The 20258-nt window shown below is 75.8% G+C and carries 13 protein-coding genes; 9 read left to right on the top strand and 4 right to left on the bottom strand.

What is annotated here, in order from left to right; translation table 11 throughout:
* Positions 1 to 47 precede the first annotated feature (47 nt).
* Both ACZ3J7_RS19970 and ACZ3J7_RS19965 read left to right on the top strand, forming a co-directional pair.
* On the top strand, positions 48 to 1226 hold the full coding sequence (locus ACZ3J7_RS19970) for an MFS transporter (protein WP_465622731.1): 1179 nt from the start codon (positions 48 to 50) through the stop codon (positions 1224 to 1226).
* Positions 1227 to 1267: 41 nt separating this feature from the next.
* A complete protein-coding gene (locus tag ACZ3J7_RS19965) occupies positions 1268 to 2095 on the top strand; it encodes an aldo/keto reductase (protein WP_465622729.1) in 828 nt (275 codons plus the stop codon).
* Positions 2096 to 2157: 62 nt separating this feature from the next.
* Here the strand turns inward: ACZ3J7_RS19965 and ACZ3J7_RS19960 are convergent, their stop codons facing one another.
* Positions 2158 to 3030: a LysR family transcriptional regulator gene (locus ACZ3J7_RS19960; RefSeq protein ID WP_465622727.1), complete on the bottom strand. Its 873-nt coding sequence runs from the start codon at positions 3028 to 3030 to the stop codon at positions 2158 to 2160.
* Between the two features lie 96 nt (positions 3031 to 3126).
* On the opposite strand from ACZ3J7_RS19960, the gene ACZ3J7_RS19955 reads away from it, so the two are divergent.
* From ACZ3J7_RS19955 to ACZ3J7_RS19940, 4 genes are all read left to right on the top strand, one after another.
* Complete coding sequence (locus ACZ3J7_RS19955; protein ID WP_465622724.1) at positions 3127 to 3864, top strand: SDR family NAD(P)-dependent oxidoreductase; 738 nt, start codon at positions 3127 to 3129, stop codon at positions 3862 to 3864.
* A 44-nt stretch (positions 3865 to 3908) separates the two neighbouring features.
* Positions 3909 to 4565, top strand: coding sequence for an HAD family hydrolase (locus tag ACZ3J7_RS19950; protein WP_465622721.1), 657 nt, complete (start codon positions 3909 to 3911; stop codon positions 4563 to 4565).
* A gap of 89 nt (positions 4566 to 4654) precedes the next feature.
* Positions 4655 to 6214 (top strand): aldehyde dehydrogenase family protein, encoded by a 1560-nt coding sequence (locus ACZ3J7_RS19945; protein ID WP_465622719.1) that lies wholly within the window; start codon positions 4655 to 4657, stop codon positions 6212 to 6214.
* Positions 6215 to 6506: 292 nt separating this feature from the next.
* Complete coding sequence (locus ACZ3J7_RS19940; protein ID WP_465622717.1) at positions 6507 to 11444, top strand: NAD-glutamate dehydrogenase; 4938 nt, start codon at positions 6507 to 6509, stop codon at positions 11442 to 11444.
* 67 nt (positions 11445 to 11511) lie between these two features.
* On the opposite strand, the gene ACZ3J7_RS19935 is transcribed toward ACZ3J7_RS19940, so the two are convergent.
* Positions 11512 to 12621 carry a sensor histidine kinase gene (locus ACZ3J7_RS19935; protein ID WP_465622715.1) on the bottom strand — a complete coding sequence of 370 codons (1110 nt, stop codon included), beginning with the start codon at positions 12619 to 12621 and terminating at the stop codon, positions 11512 to 11514.
* Positions 12618 to 13280 (bottom strand): response regulator transcription factor, encoded by a 663-nt coding sequence (locus ACZ3J7_RS19930; protein ID WP_465622712.1) that lies wholly within the window; start codon positions 13278 to 13280, stop codon positions 12618 to 12620. The genes ACZ3J7_RS19935 and ACZ3J7_RS19930 overlap by 4 nt, the downstream gene beginning before the upstream one ends.
* Positions 13281 to 13421: 141 nt before the next feature.
* Between ACZ3J7_RS19930 and ACZ3J7_RS19925 the strand changes: the two genes are divergently transcribed.
* Complete coding sequence (locus ACZ3J7_RS19925) at positions 13422 to 13946, top strand: M15 family metallopeptidase (RefSeq protein WP_465622710.1); 525 nt, start codon at positions 13422 to 13424, stop codon at positions 13944 to 13946.
* A 9-nt stretch (positions 13947 to 13955) separates the two neighbouring features.
* On the opposite strand, the gene ACZ3J7_RS19920 is transcribed toward ACZ3J7_RS19925, so the two are convergent.
* Positions 13956 to 16670: an FtsK/SpoIIIE domain-containing protein gene (locus ACZ3J7_RS19920; RefSeq protein WP_465622709.1), complete on the bottom strand. Its 2715-nt coding sequence runs from the start codon at positions 16668 to 16670 to the stop codon at positions 13956 to 13958.
* A 341-nt stretch (positions 16671 to 17011) separates the two neighbouring features.
* Here ACZ3J7_RS19920 and ACZ3J7_RS19915 point away from each other — a divergent pair, with 341 nt between their 5' ends.
* Entirely contained in the window at positions 17012 to 18829 is a 1818-nt protein-coding gene (locus ACZ3J7_RS19915; protein WP_465622707.1) for a serine/threonine-protein kinase, read from the top strand.
* 152 nt (positions 18830 to 18981) lie between these two features.
* Positions 18982 to 20235 carry a serine/threonine-protein kinase gene (locus ACZ3J7_RS19910; RefSeq protein WP_465622704.1) on the top strand — a complete coding sequence of 418 codons (1254 nt, stop codon included), beginning with the start codon at positions 18982 to 18984 and terminating at the stop codon, positions 20233 to 20235.
* The last annotated feature ends 23 nt before the right edge of the window (positions 20236 to 20258 follow it).

Below are 20258 nucleotides of genomic sequence, written 5' to 3'. Positions count from 1 at the left end.
TGTCGAAGCACGTAAGGCGCACCGGCAATCACATGGAGGTCCGCGTCATGCCCCTCGCCCTTCTCGCCCTGGCCATCGGGGCCTTCGGGATCGGCACCACCGAGTTCGTGATCATGGGCCTGCTGCCCGAGGTCGCGACCGACTTCGGCGTGAGCATCCCGACCGCGGGCCTGCTCGTCACCGGCTACGCGGTCGGCGTGGTGATCGGAGCACCGCTGATGACCGTGCTCGGCACCCGGATCAGCCGCAAGCGGATGCTGATGCTGCTGATGGTGCTGTTCACGGCCGGCAACCTGCTCTCCGCGCTCGCCCCCGGCTTCGGCGCGATGCTCGCCGGACGGATCGTCGCCTCGCTCGCGCACGGCGCGTTCTTCGGCATCGGCTCGGTGGTCGCCGCCGAACTGGTCGCGCCGGACAAGAAGGCCGGGGCGATCGCCACCATGTTCACCGGACTGACCGTGGCCAACATCGTCGGCGTGCCGCTCGGCACCTTCGTCGGCGAGCAGGTCGGCTGGCGGGCCACCTTCGCCGCCGTCGCCGCGCTCGGCGTGGTCGGCCTGCTGGGCATCGCCCGGCTGGTGCCCGAACTGCCCCGGCCCGAGGGCGCGCACCTGCGGCGGGAGCTGGCCGCGTTCAAGAACGCCCAGGTGGTGCTGGCGATGGGCATGACCGTGCTGGGCTTCGGCGGCGTGTTCGCCGCGATCACCTACGTCAAGCCGATGATGACCGAGGTGGCCGGCTTCTCGGCCGGCGCGGTGACCTGGCTGCTGGTGCTGCTCGGCGTCGGCATGTTCCTCGGCAACCTGCTGGGCGGCCGGTTCGCCGACCGCCGGCTGATGCCGATGCTGTTCACCACGCTGGGCGGACTGACCGCCGTGCTCGCCCTGTTCACCGTCACCGCGCACAACCGGGTCACCGCCGCCGCCACCCTGCTGCTGATCGGGGCGCTCGGCTTCGCCACCGTCCCGCCGCTGCAGAAGCGGGTCCTGGACCAGGCGCACGGCGCGCCGACGCTGGCCTCGGCCGTGAACATCGGAGCATTCAACCTGGGCAACGCGCTGGCCGCGTGGCTCGGCGGCGCCGTGATCAGCGCGGGCCTCGGCTACACCGCCCCGAACTGGGTGGGCGCCCTGCTGGCCGGCTCCGCACTGCTGCTGGCCCTGGTCTCGGCCGCCCTGGAGCGCCGTGCGCCCGTGGCCGTCCGCACCCCCGCGCCCGCGCACTGAGACCACCCCAGAACCCTCAACCCCCGTACCGGAGAAACGACATGAGCACCACCGTCCCCACCGTCACCCTCAACAACGGCGTCGAGATGCCGCAGCTCGGCTTCGGCGTCTTCCAGGTCCCGGACGAGCAGACCACCCCCGCCGTCGCCGCCGCGCTGGAGGCCGGCTACCGGAGCATCGACACCGCCTCGGTCTACGGCAACGAGCGCGGCGTCGGGAAGGCGCTGGCCGCCTCCGGGCTGCCGCGCGAGGAGCTGTTCGTCACCACGAAGCTGTGGAACGCCGACCAGGGCTACGACGCGACGCTGCGGGCCTACGACGCCAGCCTCGACAAGCTCGGCCTGGAGTACGCCGACCTGTACCTGATCCACTGGCCCACCCCGGCCCGGGACCTGTACGCCGAGTCCTGGCGGGCGATCGAGAAGCTGGTCGCCGACGGGCGGCTCCGCGCCGCGGGCGTGTCCAACTTCCAGCCCGCGCACCTGACCCGGCTGATCGAGGCCGGCGGCCTCGTCCCCGCCGTCAACCAGGTCGAGCTGCACCCCGGCCTCCAGCAGGCCGAGGTGCGCGCCTTCGACGCCGCGCACGGCATCGCCACCGAGGCGTGGAGCCCGCTCGCCCAGGGCGCCGTGCTCGACGACCCGGCGATCACCGCGGCCGCCGCCCGCACCGGCAAGTCGCCCGCCCAGGTGGTGCTGCGCTGGCACCTGCAGCTGGGCAACGTGGTGATCCCCAAGTCGGTCACCCCCGCCCGGATCCGGCAGAACCTCGACGTCTTCGACTTCACCCTCACCGACGACGAGATGGCCGCCGTCGCCGCCGGCGACCGCGGCCTGCGCACCGGCCCGGACCCGGACCGGTTCAACTGACCCGGCCGCCGGGCGTCCCGGCCCCCGCGCGCCGTGCGCGAGGGGGCCGGGACACCGGCGTCTCAGCCCGCCGCCAGCCGGGTCGCGGTGCGGACCAGGGCGGCCAGGGCCGGCGAGCGGCTGTGCGGCGGCCAGGCGAGGTGGGTGACGACGGGAGGGGCGTCGACCAGCGGGACGGTGGCGTGCTCGGGCCACAGCCAGGCCCGGGCGGACTCCGGGACGACCGCCAGGGTCCGCCCGAGCGCGATCAGCTGGGCCAGCTGCGTGTGGTCGCGGACCTCGGGACCCGGACCGGGCGGGTAGCCGCCCCGCCGGGGCCAGCGGGCGGCCGGGAGGCCGGGGACGCCGTCGAGGTCGGCCAACGACAGCGCCGCGCGCGCCGCGAGCGGGTGCCCGGCCGGCAGCACGGCCATCCGCCCCTCGGTCAGCAGCTCCTCGCTGTCGAACCCGGCCACCGAGTGGAACGGCACGATGAGCAGCGCCGCGTCGGCGCGGCCGTCGCGCAGCATCTGCTCCTGCTCGTCGAAACCGCCGGCCAGCACCTCCACCTCGGCGGCGCCGGGCTCGGCCGCGTAGGCGTCCAGCAGCCGCCGCAGCAGGCCGTGCGACGCGGCGGACTTGACCGCGAGGACCAGGTGCTCGCGCGGGCCGTCCGCCCGGTCCGCGCCGCCCCGGCGGCGGGTGCGGCGCGCCGCGGCGGCGGTCGCGTCCAGGGCCGCGCGGCCCTCGTCCAGCAGCACCAGGCCGGCGCCGGTCAGCCGCACGCCGCGCCGGTCGCGCTCCAACAGCCGCACCCCCAGGCGTCGTTCGAGCCGCTGGACGGCCCGGGACAGCGGCGGCTGGGCCATCCCCAGGCGCTCGGCGGCCCGGCCGAAGTGCAGTTCCTCGGCGACCGCGACGAAGTACCTCAGCTCGCGGGTCTCCAGAGCGTCCATGACCGGCCCCTCCCCCCGGGGTGATACCTGACGGGTATCACAGGCTACCGATCCGGTCTTGGACGCCCGGCCCGCCCGGGGACGAGCATCGGCGGCATGGACGAGACGAGGATCGCGCTGGTGACCGGCGCGAACAAGGGCATCGGGTACGCGATCGCGGCCGGGCTCGGCGCCCGGGGGCACCGCGTCGGCGTGGGGGCCCGCGACGCGGCCCGGCGCGCGGCCGCCGTCCGGGAGCTGCGCGCCGCCGGGGTCGACGCGTTCGGCGTGCCGCTGGACGTGACCAGCGGGCGCAGCGTCACGGAGGCCGCCGAACTGGTCGAGCGGGAGGCCGGACGCCTCGACGTCCTGGTCAACAACGCCGGCGTCCCGGGGGAGATGGGCCCCGGCTGGTTCCAGGACCCGACCGCCCTCGACCTCGACGTGCTCCGGGCGGTGCTGGAGACCAACGTGCTGGGCGTCATCCGGGTGACCAACGCGCTGCTGCCGCTGCTGCGCCGCTCCGCCGCCCCGCGCGTCGTCAACCTCTCCAGCGGCGTCGCCTCGCTGACCCGGCAGAGCGACCCGGACACCGGGGCCGGCCCGGTCATGGCGGCGTACGCGCCCTCCAAGACCCTCCTCAACGCCGTCACCGTGCAGTACGCCCGACAGCTCGCCGGCACCGGCGTCCTGGTCAACGCCGCCTGCCCCGGCCTGGTCGCCACCGACTTCACCGGCTTCCACGGCTCCCGCACCCCCGAGCAGGGCGCGGCCACCGCGATCCGGCTCGCCACCCTGCCCGACGGCGGCCCGAGCGGCGGCTTCTTCGAGGACGACGGCCCCGTCCCGTGGTGACCCGCACCGTCCCGGCGGCGGCCTCCCGCACGTACCCTTGGCGGGTGCGCACACACATAGTCTGGGACTGGAACGGCACCCTGCTGTCGGACATGGCGGCGGTGCTCGGGGCGAGCAACGCCGCGTTCGCGACCGTCGGCATCGCGCCGATTACGCTGGAGGAGTACCGGGCGCAGTACGAGATCCCGATCCCCCGCTTCTACCAGCGGCTGCTGGGGCGGACGCCGGACGAGGCCGAGTGGCTGGCGCTGGACGACGCGTTCCACGTCAAGTACACCGAGCTGTTCCCGGGCTGCGGCCTGACCCCGGGCGTCGAGGAGCTGCTGGAGGGCTGGGCGGCGGCCGGGCGCAGCCAGTCGGTGCTGTCGATGTACGCGCACGACAAGCTCGTCCCCGCGGTGGACGCCTTCGGGCTGACCCGGCACTTCACCCGGGTCGACGGGCGGCGCGGCCACGCCGGCGGCCGCAAGGCCGCGGAGCTGGCGCTGCACCTGGCCGCCCTGGGCGACGGGATCGACCGGGGCCGCACCGTGCTGATCGGCGACGCGGCGGACGACGCCGAGGCGGCGCTCTCCGAGGGCATCAAGTCGGTGTTGTATACCGGGGGTTCGCACACCCGGGAGAAGCTGACCCACCTCGGCGTGCCGGTGGTGGACTCGCTCGCCGAGGCCGTCGCGGTGGCGGAGGAACTCGCCGCGTAGGCGTGTCACGGCGCGGCGGCGGGGGCGGGCGCGGCGAGGCTGGGGGGAGAAGCACAGGCAGTCCGACCCCACCACGGAGCACCCCGACCATGCCGATCGAAGACGAGGCCGTCCCCGCCGCCGAACCGCCCCGCGGGTACGCCCCGGGCAGTGCCGAGCGGGACCGGCTGGCGGCCCGGCTGGCGGAGCGGGCCGGGCGGCGCGACCCGCTGCCGGTGGTGATCGGCGGCGAGCGCCGGCTCGGCGCCGGCGCCCGGGTCGAGGTGGTCCGACCGGACCGGCACGCGGCCCCGCTCGGCGTGCTGGGCGAGGCGACGGCGGACGACGCCCGGGCCGCGGTGGACGCGGCGCTGGCGGCGGCGGACGGCTGGCGGCGGCTGCCGTTCGAGGAGCGGGCGGCGGTGTTCCTGCGGGCCGCGGAGCTGCTGGCCGGGCCGTGGCGGGAGGCCCTGGTGGCCGCGACCATGCTCGGGCAGTCGAAGAGCGTCCGGCAGGCCGAGGTCGACGCGGCCTGCGGCCTGGTCGACGCCTGGCGGCAGGACGCGCACGCCGCCGTGCTGCCGGCCGAGCGGCCCCGTCCGGTGCCCGGCGGCCTGGTCGGCGCCGACCACCGCCCGCTGGACGGCTTCGTCTGCGCGCTCACCCCGTTCCACTCCACGGCGGCCGCCGGGAGCCTGCCCGGCACGCCCGCGCTGCTCGGCAACACCGTGGTGTGGCGGCCCGCCCCGGCCCAGGCCCCGGCCGCGCACCTGACGCTGCTGCTGCTGGAGGAGGCCGGGCTGCCGCCCGGCGTGGTCAACCTGCTCCCCGGCGACGGCCCGGCGGCCACCGACGCGCTGCTGCGCGACCCGGCGCTGGCCGGGGTCCACTACGCCGGCCCGGCCGCCGGGCTGCGCCGGCTGTGGCGGGAGGTCGGGGGGAACATCGCCCGCTACCGCGGCTACCCGCGGCTGGCCGGCACGGCCGACGCCCCGGGCTTCCTGCTCGCCCACCCCTCGGCCGACCCGGCGGCGGTGCGCACCGCGCTGATCCGCGGCGCCTTCGAGCACCAGGGCCAGGGCCGCTCGGCGCTGTCCCGGGCGTACCTGCCGGAGGGGTTGTGGCGGCGGATCCGGGACGACCTGCTCGGCGAGGTGGACGAGCTGGCGGTCGGCGACGTCACCGATCCCGGGACCTTCCTGGGCGCGCTGGTCGACGCCCGGGCGTACGCCCGCGTCACCGGCGCGCTCGGGCGGGCCGGGCGGGACCCGGCGGTGGAGCTCGCGGCGGGCGGCCAGCACGACGACGCGATCGGCTGGTTCGTCCGGCCGACCGTGCTGCTCGGCGCCGCCGAGCGGTACGCCGGGTGCCCGGGGCCGGTGCTGGCCGTGCGGGTGTACGGGGACGGGCACTGGGAAGACGCGCTGGAGCGGGCCGGCCGGGACGCCCCCGGCGGCGGCGCGGTGTTCGCCCGGGACCGGCGGGCGATCGCGGCGGCGGTGGAGCGGCTCCGGTTCGGCGCGGGCGACCTGCGGGTCAACGGCGAACCGTCCGGCGCCCCGGCGCCGCCCCGGGACCCGGCGCACTGGACCTCGGCCCGGACGGTGCGGGAGACGTTCGTCCCGCCGACGGACTACGTCCACCCGCACATGGAGTGGTCACCCGAATGACGGACGCCCCGGTGCGGGTCCGTTGGACAAGGTGTCCAGGAAGACCCGGTCTTCCTGCGGGATTGCTCCTCCGTGTCCCCTGACACCTTCGTTTCGTCAGGCTAGGCTGACGGCGTCGCCGGTTATCGGTCAGGCAGGCCAAACGTGCTGTCGTACCCGGGCGGAACGCGACTCATGCGTGCCGTGAGCGCTTTTCACCCTTCGCGTACGGGAGGATTGCCGACGGGGCCCGGCGGTGCACCCACAGTCATCACCGAGTCACGCAACGGCGCGCGACAGGAGCCAAACAGCCATGCAGACCAAGCTGGACGCAGCCAAGGCCGACCTGCTCAGGAAAGCAGCAGCAGCCGCTGAGAACAGCCAGGTGGGGGGAGCGGCGCCGGGGGAGGGCCTGAGCAACGGTGCTCTGGCCGCCTACCTGCACCACTACTACCTCCACACCGCCCCCGAGGATCTGATCAGCCGGGACCCGGTCGACGTCTACGGGGCCGCGGCCTCCCACTACCGGCTGGGCCTGAAGCGCCCGCAGGGCACCGCCGAGGTCCGGGTGCACACCCCGACCGTGGAGGAGAACGGCTGGTCCTGCGGCCACACCGTGGTCGAGGTGGTCACCGACGACATGCCGTTCCTGGTCGACTCGGTCACCAACGAGCTGTCCCGCCTGGACCGCGCCATCCACCTGGTCGTGCACCCCCAGCTCGCCGTGCGCCGTGACATCACCGGCAAGCTGCTGGAGATCCTGGACGTCGACGCGTGCAACCGCGCGCAGGCCGCCGGCACCGAGTGGCCCGCCGACGCCGTGGTCGAGTCCTGGATGCACATCGAGATCGACCGCGAGACCGACCGGGAGGACCTGCGGACCCTGGAGGCGGGCCTGCGCCGGGTGCTGGGCGACGTCCGCGAGGTGGTCGAGGACTGGTCGAAGATGCGCGACTCCGCGCTCCGACTGGCCGACGAGCTCGCCGAGGAGCCCCCCGCGCACCTGCCCGAGCAGGAGGTCGGCGAGGCCTGGGAGCTGATGCGCTGGCTGGCCGACGACCACTTCACCTTCCTCGGCTACCGCGAGTACGACCTGGTCGAGCACGAGGGCGAGGAGGTGCTCAAGGCCGTCGCCGGCACCGGACTCGGCATCCTGCGCGCCGACCCGCTCAGCCACGACACCGACCACCACCCGGTCTCCGAGGCCTTCGGCCGGCTCTCCGCCCCCGTCCGCGCCAAGGCGCACGAGAAGAAGCTGCTGGTCCTCACCAAGGCCAACAGCCGCGCCACCGTGCACCGCACCGCGTACCTCGACTACGTCGGCGTGAAGAAGTTCAACGCGGCCGGCGAGCCGGTCGGCGAGCGCCGCTTCCTCGGCCTGTTCTCCTCCGCCGCGTACACCGAGTCGGTCACCCGGATCCCGGTGGTGCGCCGCAAGGTGCAGGAGGTCATGAACGGCGCGGGCTTCTCCGGCGACAGCCACGACGGGCGCGACCTGCTCCAGATCATGGAGACCTTCCCGCGCGACGAGATGTTCCAGACCGCCGCCGCCGAGCTCCAGTCGATCGCCACCAGCGTCCTGTACCTGCAGGAGCGCCGCCGGCTGCGGCTGTTCCTGCGCCAGGACGAGTACGGCCGCTACTACTCGGCGTACGTCTACCTGCCGCGCGACCGCTACACCACCCGGATCCGGCTCGCCCTCACCGACATCCTGAAGACCGAGCTGAGCGGCGACAGCATCGACTACACGGTGTACGCCACCGAGTCGGTCCTCACCCGCCTGCACTTCGTGGTCCGGGTCGCCCCCGGCACCGAGCTGCCGAAGCTGTCCGACTCCGACGTCGAGCGGATCGAGAACCGGCTCGCCGAGGCCGCCCGGTTCTGGATGGACGGCTTCAACGACCAGCTCGGCAGCGAGTTCGGCGAGGAGCGCGCCGCCGAGCTCTCGCACAAGTACGCCAACGCCTTCCCCGACGGCTACCGCGCCGACTTCCCGCCGCGCACCGCCGTCGCCGACCTCAAGCAGATCGAGTCGCTCAGCGGCGAGGGCGACTTCCGGCTCAACCTCTACCAGCCGGTCGGCGCCGGCGACGACGAGCGCCGCTTCAAGATCTACCGGGTCGGCGGCCCGATCTCGCTCACCGAGGTGCTGCCCGTCCTGCAGCGCCTGGGCGTCGAGGTCCTCGACGAGCACCCGTACGCGCTGCGCCGCACCGACGGCAGCACCGCCTGGGTGGTCGACTTCGGCCTCCGGCTGCGCGAGGGCACCGACCTCACCGAGGACGACCGCGAGCGCTTCCAGGACACCTTCTCCGCCGCCTGGCGCGGCGAGGCCGAGAACGACGGCTTCAACGAGCTCGTCCTCACCGCCAAGCTGACCTGGCGGCAGGCCGTCGTGCTCCGCGCGTACGCCAAGTACCTGCGGCAGGCGGGCTCCACGTTCTCCCAGGACTACATGGAGGACGCGCTCCGCAACAACACCCACACCACCCGGCTGCTGGTCAACCTGTTCGAGGCCCGGCTCTCGCCCAGCCACCGCTCCGGCAGCGAGGAACTCACCGAGGGCATCCTCGAGGAGCTCTCCGGCGCCCTCGACGAGGTCGTCTCGCTGGACGAGGACCGCATCCTGCGCTCCTTCCTGCACCTGATCAGGGCCACCCTGCGGACCAACTTCTTCCAGCACGACGCCGAGGGCCGCTGGCACTCGTACGTGTCGATGAAGTTCGACCCCAAGGCCATCCCCGACCTGCCCGCGCCGCGCCCCGCCTTCGAGATCTGGGTGTACTCGCCCAGCGTCGAGGGCGTCCACCTGCGCTTCGGCAAGGTCGCCCGCGGCGGCCTGCGCTGGTCCGACCGGCGCGAGGACTTCCGCACCGAGATCCTCGGCCTGGTCAAGGCCCAGATGGTCAAGAACACCGTCATCGTGCCGGTCGGCGCCAAGGGCGGCTTCGTCGCCAAGCAGCTGCCCGACCCGTCGGTCGACCGCGACGCCTGGCTCGCCGAGGGCATCGCCTCCTACAAGACCTTCATCTCCGCGCTGCTCGACATCACCGACAACCTGGTCGCCGGCGAGGTCGTGCACCCGCTCGACGTGGTGCGCCACGACGAGGACGACACCTACCTGGTGGTCGCCGCCGACAAGGGCACCGCGACCTTCTCCGACATCGCCAACGGCGTCGCCCAGGAGTACGGCTTCTGGCTCGGCGACGCGTTCGCCTCCGGCGGCTCGGCCGGCTACGACCACAAGGGCATGGGCATCACCGCCCGCGGCGCCTGGGAGTCGGTCAAGCGCAACTTCCGCGAGCTCGGCGTCGACACCCAGTCCGAGGACTTCACCGTCATCGGCATCGGCGACATGTCCGGCGACGTGTTCGGCAACGGCATGCTGCTCTCCGAGCACATCCGGCTGGTCGCCGCCTTCGACCACCGGCACATCTTCCTCGACCCGAACCCCGACGCGGCGACCTCCTTCGCCGAGCGCCGCCGGCTGTTCGACCTGCCGCGCAGCTCCTGGGACGACTACGACAAGTCGCTGATCTCGGCCGGCGGCGGCGTCTACCCGCGCTCCGCCAAGTCCATCCCGCTCTCCGCGCAGGTCCGCGAGCGGCTCGGCGTCGACGCCGCCAAGCTCACCCCCGCCGAGCTGATGAAGGCCGTCCTGCAGGCCCCCGTCGACCTGTTCTGGAACGGCGGCATCGGCACCTACGTCAAGGCCTCCACCGAGACCAACGCCGAGGTCGGCGACAAGGCCAACGACGCGATCCGGGTCAACGGCGGCGACGTCCGGGCCCGGGTGATCGGCGAGGGCGGCAACCTCGGCTGCACCCAGCTCGGCCGGATCGAGTTCGCCTCCCAGGGCGGGCCGCGGGGCGAAGGCGGCTGGATCGACACCGACGCCATCGACAACTCGGCCGGCGTGGACACCTCCGACCACGAGGTGAACATCAAGATCCTGCTCAACCAGGTCGTCGCCGACGGCGACATGACGGTCAAGCAGCGCAACGCCCTGCTCGCCGAGATGACCGACGAGGTCGGCCACCTGGTGCTGCGCAACAACTACGCGCAGAACGTCGTGCTCGCCAACGCCGTCGCCCAGGCCGCCAGCATGGTCGACGTGCACTCCCGCATGATCAACCGGCTGGAGTCCAACGGACAGCTCGACCGGGCCCTGGAGTACCTGCCCACCGAGAAGCAGATCCGCGACCGCCAGCAGGCCGGCCGCGGCCTCTCCCAGCCCGAGCTGTCGGTGCTGCTCGCCTACACCAAGATCACCCTGGCCGACGAGCTGCTCGCCACCGACCTGCCCGACGACCCGTACTTCCGGGACGTGCTCCAGCAGTACTTCCCCAGCGCGCTGCGGGCCCGGTTCGCCGAGCAGATCGACCACCACCCGCTGCGCCGCGAGATCATCACCACCCTGATCGTCAACGACACGATCAACCGGGGCGGCTGCACCTTCGCGTTCCGGCTCCGCGAGGAGACCGGCGCGACGATGGAGGAGATCGCCCGCACCCACGCCGCCGCCCGCGCGGTCTTCGGCCTGGAGCAGATCTGGGACCAGGTCGAGCGCCTGGACAACAAGGTCGCCGCCCGGGTCCAGACCAAGATGCGGCTGCACGCCCGCCGGCTGGTCGAGCGCGCCACCCGCTGGATGCTCAACAACCGGCAGCCGCTCGACATCGCCGACACCATCGCGTTCTTCCACGACCGGGTCAACCAGGTCTGGGACGCCCTGCCCAAGCCGCTCACCGGCGAGGACCTGGCCTGGTTCGAGTCCGTCCACCAGGAGCTGTCCGCGGCCGGCGTCCCCGACGAGCTGGCCACCCGGATCGCCGGCCTGTCCTCCGCGTTCCCGACCCTCGACATCGTCGGCGTCGCGGACCGCTCGGACACCGACGTGATGGAGGTCGCCGAGCTGTACTACGACCTCGGCGACCGGCTCCAGATCAGCCACCTGCTCGACCGGGTCATCGACCTGCCGCGCACCGACCGCTGGTCCTCGATGGCCCGCGCCGCGATCCGCGAGGACCTGTTCGCCGCGCACGCCGCCCTCACCGCCGACGTGCTCGCCGCCGGACCGGCCGGCTCCAGCCCCGAGGAGCGCTACTCGGCCTGGGCCGCCCTCAACGGCACCCTGCTCAGCCGGGCCCGCACCACGCTCGACGACATAAGGGGTTCGGACAAGTACGAGCTCTCCAGCCTGTCCGTCGCGATGCGGGTGATCCGCACCCTGCTGCGCAACGGCCGCTGACGCGGAGACGGTACGGCCGGGGGCCGGGAGCGGCGCGTCCGCTCCCGGCCCCCGGCCGTCGTGCCGCTCACTCCCGGCCCGGCAGGGCCAGCACCACCTCCAGGCCGCCCTCCGGCAGGCCCGTCAGCCGCAGCTCCCCGCCGTGCGCGCGGGCCACCGCCGCCACGATCGCCAGCCCCAGCCCGTGGCCGCGCCGCGCCGGGTCGCGCTGCGCCGTCCGCCCCCCGCCGCGCAGGAACGGCTCGGTCAGGGTGGCCACCAGCGCCCCGTCCAGCACCGGGCCGGAGTTGCGCACCACCAGCCGCACCCACCCCGGCCGCCGGTCGTCCGGACCGGTGCGCACCTCGGCCCGGCCGCCGGCGGGCAGGTTGTGCCGCAGCGCGTTCTGCACCAGGTTGACGGCCGCCTGCCGGAGCAGGACCGCGTTGCCCCGGGTCGGCGCGGGGTCCAGCTCGGCCCGCACCCCGACCCCCAGCGCCCCGGCCTCCGCCGCCGTCGCGGCCAGCGCCTCGCGGACCGCCCCCGCCAGCTCCAGCGGCGCCGACTCCGGCTCCCGGTGGGAGAGTTCGGCCAGCTGCAGGAGCGCCTCGGTGACCTCGATGCCGCGCTGGTTGGTGTCCTGCAGCCGGGCCACCAGCCGGGGCCAGTCCTGGTGCGCCGGGTCGGCCGCCGCGACCTGCAGCATCGTCCGGTTGATCGCCAGCGGGGTGCGCAGCTCGTGCGAGGCGTTCGCGGCGAACCGCTGCTGGGCGTCGAAGGACCGCTCCAGCCGGGCCAGCATCTCGTCGAACGCGTCGGCCAGTTCGGTGAACTCGTCGCGCGGCCCGGCCAGCGCGATCCGGTGCCCCAGGTCGCCGGCCGCCGCCCGCCGGGCCGCCGCCGTCACCTCCTGCAGCGGACGCAGCACCCGCCCCGCGACCAGCCAGCCGCCCGCCATCCCGACCGCCGTCAGCAGCGCCAGCGCGTAGCCCGACGCCGTCAGCAGCGACTCCAGGATCTCCTGCCGGGACGGCGCGTCCGCCCGGTCGCGCGGATTGGCCGGCATCAGCGGGTAGTTCGGCACGTACCGCATGCCCACGTACACCACGGCCAGGCAGAGCACGCCCGTGGTGACCGTGAACAGCGTGTAGCTGAGGGTCAGCCGCATCCGCGCGGTCAGCCGCCGGGGGCGGCTCACGCCGCGTCCAGCCGGTAGCCGACGCCCGGCACGGTGTGGATCACCCACGGCTCGCCGAGCCGCTTGCGCAGGCCCGAGATGGTGATCCGGACCGCGTTGGTGAACGGGTCGGCGTGCTCGTCCCAGGCCCGCTCCAGCAGGTCCTCGGCGCTCACCACGCCGCCGCCCGCCGCCATCAGCACCTCCAGCACCGCGAACTGCTTGCGGGACAGCGCCACGTAGCGGCCGTCCCGGAACACCTCCCGGCGGAACGGGTCCAGCCGCACGCCCGCGCGCTCCAGCACCGGCGGCGCCGACCCGGCCGGGCGGCGGGCCAGCGAACGCAGCCGCACCACCAGCTCCGCCAGGTCGAACGGCTTGGTCAGGTAGTCGTCCGCGCCCAGCTCGAACCCGGCGACCTTCTGGTCCAGCCGGGCCGCCGCGGTCAGCATCAGCACCCGGCAGCCCAGCCCCGCCGCGACGATCCGCCGGCACACCTCGTCGCCCGGCATCCCCGGGAGGTCCCGGTCCAGCACCACCACGTCGTACCGGTGGACGGCGAGCCGCTCCCACGCCGCCTCGCCGTCCCCCGCCACGTCGCAGGCGATCGCCGCCAGCCGCAGCCCCGCCTGCACGGCCTCGGCGAGGTACTCCTCGTCCTCCACCACCAGCACCCGCACGCACAGCTCCGTTCCTCGACGCCCCCGGCCATTGGACACCACCGGGCATGTCGAAAACGTATGCGCCGACGCAGACGCCCGCGCAACACCGCCCCGCCTGCAATGGGACCGGCAACCGAAGCGCAGGGAGAGGCGGAGACGATGAGGCACGCACGGACCACGGTCACCGGACTGGCCGCGGTGGCACTGCTCGGCGCGGTGGCCGCGTACAGCGCGTTCCCGGGCGGCCCCGGCGGCACGGCCGACGGCATCCCGGCCGGCGGCTCGGTCGCCCTCGACGCGGACGTCCCCGCCGTCCGCGGACTCGACCCGGACCTGCTCGCCGCCCTCCGCGCCGCCGCGGCCGACGCCCGGCAGCAGGGCGTCGAGCTCCGGGTCACCTCCGGCCGGCGCAGCCCCGCCGACCAGCGGCGCCTGCTCGACGAGGCCGTCGCCCGCTACGGCTCCCTCGACCTGGCCCGGCGCTACGTCAACACCCCCGAGAAGTCCACCCACGTCTCGGGCCGCGCCGTCGACATCGGCCCCACCGACGCCGACGACTGGCTGAACCGGCACGGCGCCCGCTACGGGCTCTGCCAGGTGTACGCCAACGAGATGTGGCACTTCGAGCTGCGCACCGCCCCCGGCGGCACCTGCCCGACCCAGCTGCCCGACGCGGCGGGCTGAGGGCGGGCCCTACGCGCTCTCCGTGGCCCGGCGCAGCGCGGAGGCGAGCAGGGCGAGGTCGGTGGGGCCGTTGCCGAGCTCGCGGACCGGGCGGCGGGAGGGCGCGGCGCCGTGGTCCTCCAGGCGTTGGGCGACGACGGTGGGGCGGAGCGTCGCGGTGCGGGGGATGCGGCCGCTGACCCGGGCGCCCTGGAAGGCGGTGACCGCGCCGTCCGGGCGGCGCAGGTAGCCGCGGCCCGGGGTGGTGCCGGGCAGCGCGGCGGCGTCGGGCAGGTGGACCAGCAGGTCGGAGTCGCCCGGCTGCTCGGTGCGCAGCGCGATCCGGAGCTGGGCCGCGTCGTCCAGCTCGGTGCCGGCGGTGGCCTCGGGCGCGCCGGTGGTGGCGACCACGTGCACGCCGAGCCGGGCGCCGTGCACCGCGACGGCGGCGAGCGCGCGGGCCAGCGGGCGGCCGCCGGGGGAGGCCGGGCCGAGCAGCGCGTCGTAGTCGTCGACCAGGACGACCAGCCGGGGCGGTGCCGCGTCGGCCGGCGGCGCGTCGGGGGAGCGGCGCGGCTCCACGACCCGGACCCGCTCGGCCGGGTCGGCGGCCGGGCCGCCGACCAGCGCGGGGGTCTTGGCCAGGGCCCGCCGGGTGTGCCACTCGGTGAACGTCAGGCCGTCGAACAGGGCCTCGCGGTGGGCGAGTTCGTCGGTGATCCGTTCGGCGGCGAGCAGCGCGCCGCGCGGGTCCTCGGCGGCGTTGACGTGCGCGGTGACGTGCGGGAGGTCGGCGCAGCCGGCCAGGCCGCCGTCCCCGGCGCGGTCCCCGTCGACGGTCAGCAGGGCCAGCCGGTCGGGGCGCTCGGCGACCGCGAGCGAGGCGGCCAGGCTGCGCAGCAGCTCGGACTTGCCGGAGCCGGGGCCGCCGCCGATCAGCAGGTGGTCGCCGTCCTCGGCGAGGTCGACCGCGCAGTCCTCCTCGCCGTCGGCGCCGCGGGCGGTGCCGAGCAGCCCGGCCGCGCCGCCCGCCCCGGCGGGCAGCGACTGCCAGTTCTCGGCGAGCCGGGCGGGGGAGAGCGACTCGGCGCGCAGCAGGTCGAGCAGGCGCAGTGCCTCGGGGAGCGGGCCGCGCGGCGCCGCCCCGGAGTCGGCCTCGGCGAGCGGGGCGAGGGTGCGGGCCAGGCGCTCGGCCCAGGCGGGGGAGACCGCGTCCAGGGTGACGTCGGTGAGGCGCTCGCGGGTGCCGGCGGCGGGCCGGTCGAGGGTCAGCCGGGTGGAGACCTCGCCGGTGACCTGGCCCAGCGCGCCGATGCCGGTGGGCAGTTCCTCCGGCGTCCCGGCCAGGCAGAGGGTGAAGACGCCGGCCGCCGGGCCCTGGCGGAGCAGCAGGCCCAGGGCGTGCCGGCCGGCGTCGGTGCCGGGGTCGCCGTCGACCAGGACGACGGTGGCGGGCGGGCCGGCGGTGGCGGCGGCGAGCTCGGTGAGCCGGGCCTCGGCCTGCTCGGGGCCGAGGCCGAACAGCAGGCGGCAGGCCTGGCCGTGGGCGGGCCGCAGGTGCGGCAGCCACTGGGCCCAGGCCCAGTCCTCGGCGGGGGCCTCGGCGGCGACCACGACCAGGGCCAGGCCGCTGGGCGGGTGCAGGGCGGCGAGCTGGGCGAGGGCGGCCCGGGCCAGGCCGGTCAGCCGGTGCCGGGGGCCGGTCAGGCCGAGGCTGCCGGCGGTCTGCAGGTCGACGGTGACCGGGACGGCGGGCAGCAGGCTGCCGGGGGCGGTGCCGCCCCCGCCGGGCAGGTCGGCGGTGCCGAGCCGGAGGGTCAGCGCGTCCGGGTGGTCGGGGCCGCGCTCCCACAGCCGGGGGCCGGTGCCGAGCGCGGTGAGCAGCAGGGCGGCCGGGTCGGGCCAGCGCTCGCGCTGGTTGGCGGCCTGCCGGAGCCGGGCGCTGTCGTGCTGCCGGCCGGTGTCGGTGGCGGGCGGTTCGGCCTTGCCCCGGCGCAGCCAGCGGCCGCCGCGGCCGGCGGCGGGCGCCGGGTCGGGCTCGGGGGCGGCCGGGGGTGCGGCGGGGCGGCCGAGGGCGGCGCGGGCGCCGGTGCGCGCGGCGAGCCGGAGCCGGCCCTCGCCGTCGGGCGCGGTGGGGCGGGCCGCTATGTCCGCGGCCGCGGCGGGGGCGAGCTGCAGGGTGGACTCGCCGATCCGCAGCAGGGCGCCGGGGGCGAGGTCCGCGGAGTCCTCGCGCAGCCACTGCTCGTCGAGCCGGGTGCCGTTGGTGGAGCCGAGGTCCCGGACGGTGGCGCGGCCGTCGGCGGCCAGGTGCAGGGCGAGGTGCAGGCGGGAGACGTCGGGGTCGTCGAGCGGCACGTCGGCCTCGGTGGAGCGGCCGATCCGGATCCGCTCGCCGTGCAGCCGGTGCACGCCGCCCGCGTCGGGGCCGCCGACCACGCGCAGTTCGGCGGCCGGGCGCTCGTCGCCGGCCTCGGCGTCCGGGTCGGGCTCGCCGAGGGCCAGCACCGCGCCGTCCACCAGCGGGGGGTGGCCGAGCGGGGTCTGCTCGTCCAGCCGCCGTTCCCCGTCGTAGAGGTGGACGTGCGTGGCGGAGCGGGCGCCGCGCACGCCGACCGCGCCGGCCAGGGCGGTGGCGACGGCCCCGAGCACGGTGCCGGCCGGTGCCGTGACCAGGACGTCGGCGGAGCTCCCGGGGGAGGCCGGGCCGCTGCGCGGTCGAAGGACGGTGAGCCGGATCTGCATCTCGCCCGGGGTCCCTTCTGCACACGTGTGGTGCCTGCCATCCTGCCACTCGGGACGGACAGTCCGCGCACGGTACCGGATTTGACGATCTTGCGATCATCGCCATGGTGAATCCGACGGCCAGTCAGGTCAAGGACGCCCCCGCCGCCCACCGGGCGACCCCGCCCGGCCCGGCCGGGGAACACCTCGGAAACCCGCGCGGGCACCGTTAGAGTTGCCGAAAATACCGGAGCCCGCCCGCCGGGCGGGCTCCTCCAGGCCCCGGCGCCGTTCACGGGAACGGGGGAGTGCCGGAACGCGGCCCCGGCAGCGGGCGCCGGGTGACCGAACGGAGTGCACAGGTGCGGCCTGTCGGCAGCAAGTACGTGTTGGAGGACAGCCTCGGGCGCGGCGCGACCGGGACGGTCTGGCGCGGCCGGGTCCGCGAGGACGCCGCGGTGCCCGGCCTGGTCCCCGGGCAGGCGGTCGCGGTCAAGGTGCTCCGCGAGGAGCTGGCCGCCGACCCGGACGTGGTGATGCGCTTCCTGCGCGAGCGCTCGGTGCTGCTCCGGCTGTCCCACCCCAACATCGTCCGCACCCGCGACCTGGTGGTCGAGGGCGAGCTGCTCGCCCTGGTGATGGACCTGGTCGACGGCCCCGACCTGTACCGCTACCTGCGCGAGTCCGGCCCGCTGTCGCCGATCGCCGGCGCGCTGCTGATGGCCCAGGTCGCCGACGCGCTGGCCGCCAGCCACGCCGACGGCGTCGTGCACCGGGACCTCAAGCCCGCCAACGTGCTGCTGGCCACCCTCGCGGTCGACGGCGACGAGCGGATGCACCCGATGCTCACCGACTTCGGCATCGCCCGGCTCGCCGACTCCCCGGGCATCACCCGCACCCACGAGTTCGTCGGCACCCCCGCGTACGTCGCCCCCGAGTCCGCCGAGGGCCGTCCGCAGACCGCCGCGGTGGACGTCTACGGCGCCGGCATCATGCTGTACGAACTGGTCACCGGCCGCCCGCCGTTCCAGGGCGACAGCCCGCTGGCGGTCCTCCAGGCGCACCTCGCCCAGGAGCCGCAGCGCCCGCGCACCATGCCCGAGCCGCTGTGGACGGTGGTCGAGCGCTGCCTGCGCAAGGACCCGGCCCAGCGCCCCACCGCCGTCGCGCTGGCCGGGGCGCTGCGGGTGGTCGCGGCCGGCGTCGGCGTGCACGCCGCCCCCGCCGCGGTGGACGCCGCGCTGGGCGTCGGCGCGCTGCTGGTGCCCGACCCGGCGCTCGCCCCCGCCGCGCCCGCGGCCGCCCCGCACGACGCCACGCTGGCGGGCGTCGGGTACGACCCGGCCGCCGCCACCCAGGTGATGGCGCACCAGCCCGCCGTGCCCGGCGCCGAGGACCGCACCCGGCTGACGAGCCCGCAGCCGCCGGCCGACCCGCCCGCCGACCGCACCCGGGTGATGCCCCCCGTCCCGCCCGGCGCCCCCGGCGGGCGGCCCGGCGGGTCCGAGGACCCGCACCCCTGGCAGACCCAGCTGCGCGCCGCCCGGGACCGCAACGCGCAGACCCGGATCGGCCACTTCGAACCGGAGGAGCTCGGCGAGCCGCAGGTCGCCCCGCGCCCCTACCAGGCCGGCCAGTACCCGCAGCAGGCCCCGCACCCGCAGCAGCAGCCCCGCCCGTACCCGCCGCAGGACGGCCGGTACGCCCCCCAGCAGGGCCCGTACCGGCCGCAGCAGCCGCCGCAGCCGTACCCGCCGCAGGGACAGGGCCAGGGCCAGGGCCGGCACCCGCAGCAGGGCCGCCCGCCGGTCGCCCCGCCGCCGTACCAGGCCCGGCAGTCGGCGCCGCAGCCCGCCCCGCCGGCCGCCTACGGCGGGCAGCCGCAGGGCTACGGCGCCCCGCAGCGCCGCCCCGAGCCCGCGCCGCAGCACCGCCCGGAGCCGCCGTACCGGGAGCCGGAGCCGGCCCGCGAGGCGCCCCGGGAGCGGGAGCCGCGCCGCCGCAGCCCGAACCGGATGCGGATCCCCGGCCTGGGCTGCCTCAAGGGCTGCCTGCTGGTGCTGGTGGTGCTGGCGCTCGGCTGCGTCGCGCTGTGGAACTTCACGCCGCTGCCGCACTACTGGGACAACGTGGTCGGCTGGTACGACTCGGCCCGGAACTGGGTCACCAGCCACACCTGACCGGCCGGGCGGTGGAATTGACGCTATGTCGACAATCCCGCGAAATTCCACCGGATCGGTACCTCGACGAGCGCCCTCGGCGGCCCACCGGAGGCCCGCGGGCGCGTAGGTTGTTCGTCGAGCACCGACCTACACGAGCCCACGGAGCAGCATTGGCACGCAAGATCGGCAGCCGGTACACCGTCCACCAGGTGATCGGCCGCGGCTCGGCCGGCACCGTGTGGCTCGGCGAGGGCCCCGACGGCCCGGTCGCGGTGAAGCTGCTGCGCGAGGACCTCGCGGCCGACCAGGTGCTGGTCGGCCGCTTCGTCCAGGAGCGCGCCGCCCTCACCGGCCTCGACCACCCGCACGTGGTCGGCGTCCACGACATGGTGGTGGACGGCAGCGACCTCGCCCTGGTGATGGACCTCGTGCAGGGCAGCGACCTGCGCACCCGGCTGGAGCGCGACGGCGTGCTCAGCCCGCTGCTCGCCGCCTCGGTGATCGCCGACGTCGCCGACGGCCTGGCCGCCGCGCACGCCGCCGGCATCGTGCACCGCGACGTCAAGCCGGAGAACGTCCTGCTCGACCTCGCCGCCCCGCCCGGACCCGGCGGCGCCCCGCGCGCCAAGCTCACCGACTTCGGCATCGCCCGGCTGGTCGACGCCCCTCGCCGCACCCGCGCCACCCGGATCATCGGCACCCCCGACTACCTCGCCCCCGAGATCATCGAGGGCCTGGAGCCGCGCGCCGCCGTCGACATCTACGCCACCGCCACCGTGCTGTACGAGCTGCTCACCGGCGCCACCCCGTTCGGCGGCGGCCACACCGGCGCGGTGCTGCGCCGGCACGTCACCGAGAACGTCCCCCCGGTCGAGGGCATGCCGGACGGCCTGTGGCGGATCATCTCCGAGTGCCTGGCCAAGGCCCCCGCCTCCCGGCTGCGGGCCGCCGAGCTGGCCGCCCGGCTGCGCGCCCTGCTGCCCGAGCTGGCCGGCCTCGGCCCGCTCGCCGTCCCCGGGCAGCGGGCCGCCGCCGAGGAGGTCCCGACCCCCGGCGAGGCCGTCTACGCGGAGGCCGACGCCTTCGCGGGCAGCGGCACCCACCGCCGCCGCCGGGGCCCCGCCGTCCCGCTGGTGCCCGTCCCGCAGCCCGACTCCACCCGGGACACCCACACCAGCCTGCGCCGCCCCTCCGCCCAGGAGCTCGCCTCGTACGCCGAGGAGTCCCGCGCCCAGCGCGAGCGCCCGGCCGCCGGCCACCGGCGCACCCGGGCCCAGATGATCCGCCGCCGCCGCACCCTGGCCGTGCTGATCGCCGTCGTCCTGCTGCTGGCCGGCGCCGCCGCCGCGTGGACGGCGTTCGCCGCCGAGCCCCCCGGGGGGCCCGCCGCGACCGTCGGGGCGCCCTGGTACCCCCGGCTGTAGCCGAGCCCCCCCGCGGAACCATT

It is taken from the genome of Kitasatospora sp. NPDC015121, from assembly GCF_055562955.1.
Note: the sequence above shows the minus strand (reverse complement) of the source record. Positions and strands in the feature narration are given on the sequence as shown.

Coding starts and splice junctions, on each gene's coding strand:
- ACZ3J7_RS19945 (WP_465622719.1), top strand. CDS start 4,655: ATGCCGATCGAAGACGAGGCCGTCCCCGCCGCCGAACCGCCCCGCGGG.
- ACZ3J7_RS19920 (WP_465622709.1), bottom strand. CDS start 16,670: ATGCAGATCCGGCTCACCGTCCTTCGACCGCGCAGCGGCCCGGCCTCC.
- ACZ3J7_RS19965 (WP_465622729.1), top strand. CDS start 1,268: ATGAGCACCACCGTCCCCACCGTCACCCTCAACAACGGCGTCGAGATG.
- ACZ3J7_RS19940 (WP_465622717.1), top strand. CDS start 6,507: ATGCAGACCAAGCTGGACGCAGCCAAGGCCGACCTGCTCAGGAAAGCA.
- ACZ3J7_RS19960 (WP_465622727.1), bottom strand. CDS start 3,030: ATGGACGCTCTGGAGACCCGCGAGCTGAGGTACTTCGTCGCGGTCGCC.
- ACZ3J7_RS19925 (WP_465622710.1), top strand. CDS start 13,422: ATGAGGCACGCACGGACCACGGTCACCGGACTGGCCGCGGTGGCACTG.
- ACZ3J7_RS19970 (WP_465622731.1), top strand. CDS start 48: ATGCCCCTCGCCCTTCTCGCCCTGGCCATCGGGGCCTTCGGGATCGGC.
- ACZ3J7_RS19955 (WP_465622724.1), top strand. CDS start 3,127: ATGGACGAGACGAGGATCGCGCTGGTGACCGGCGCGAACAAGGGCATC.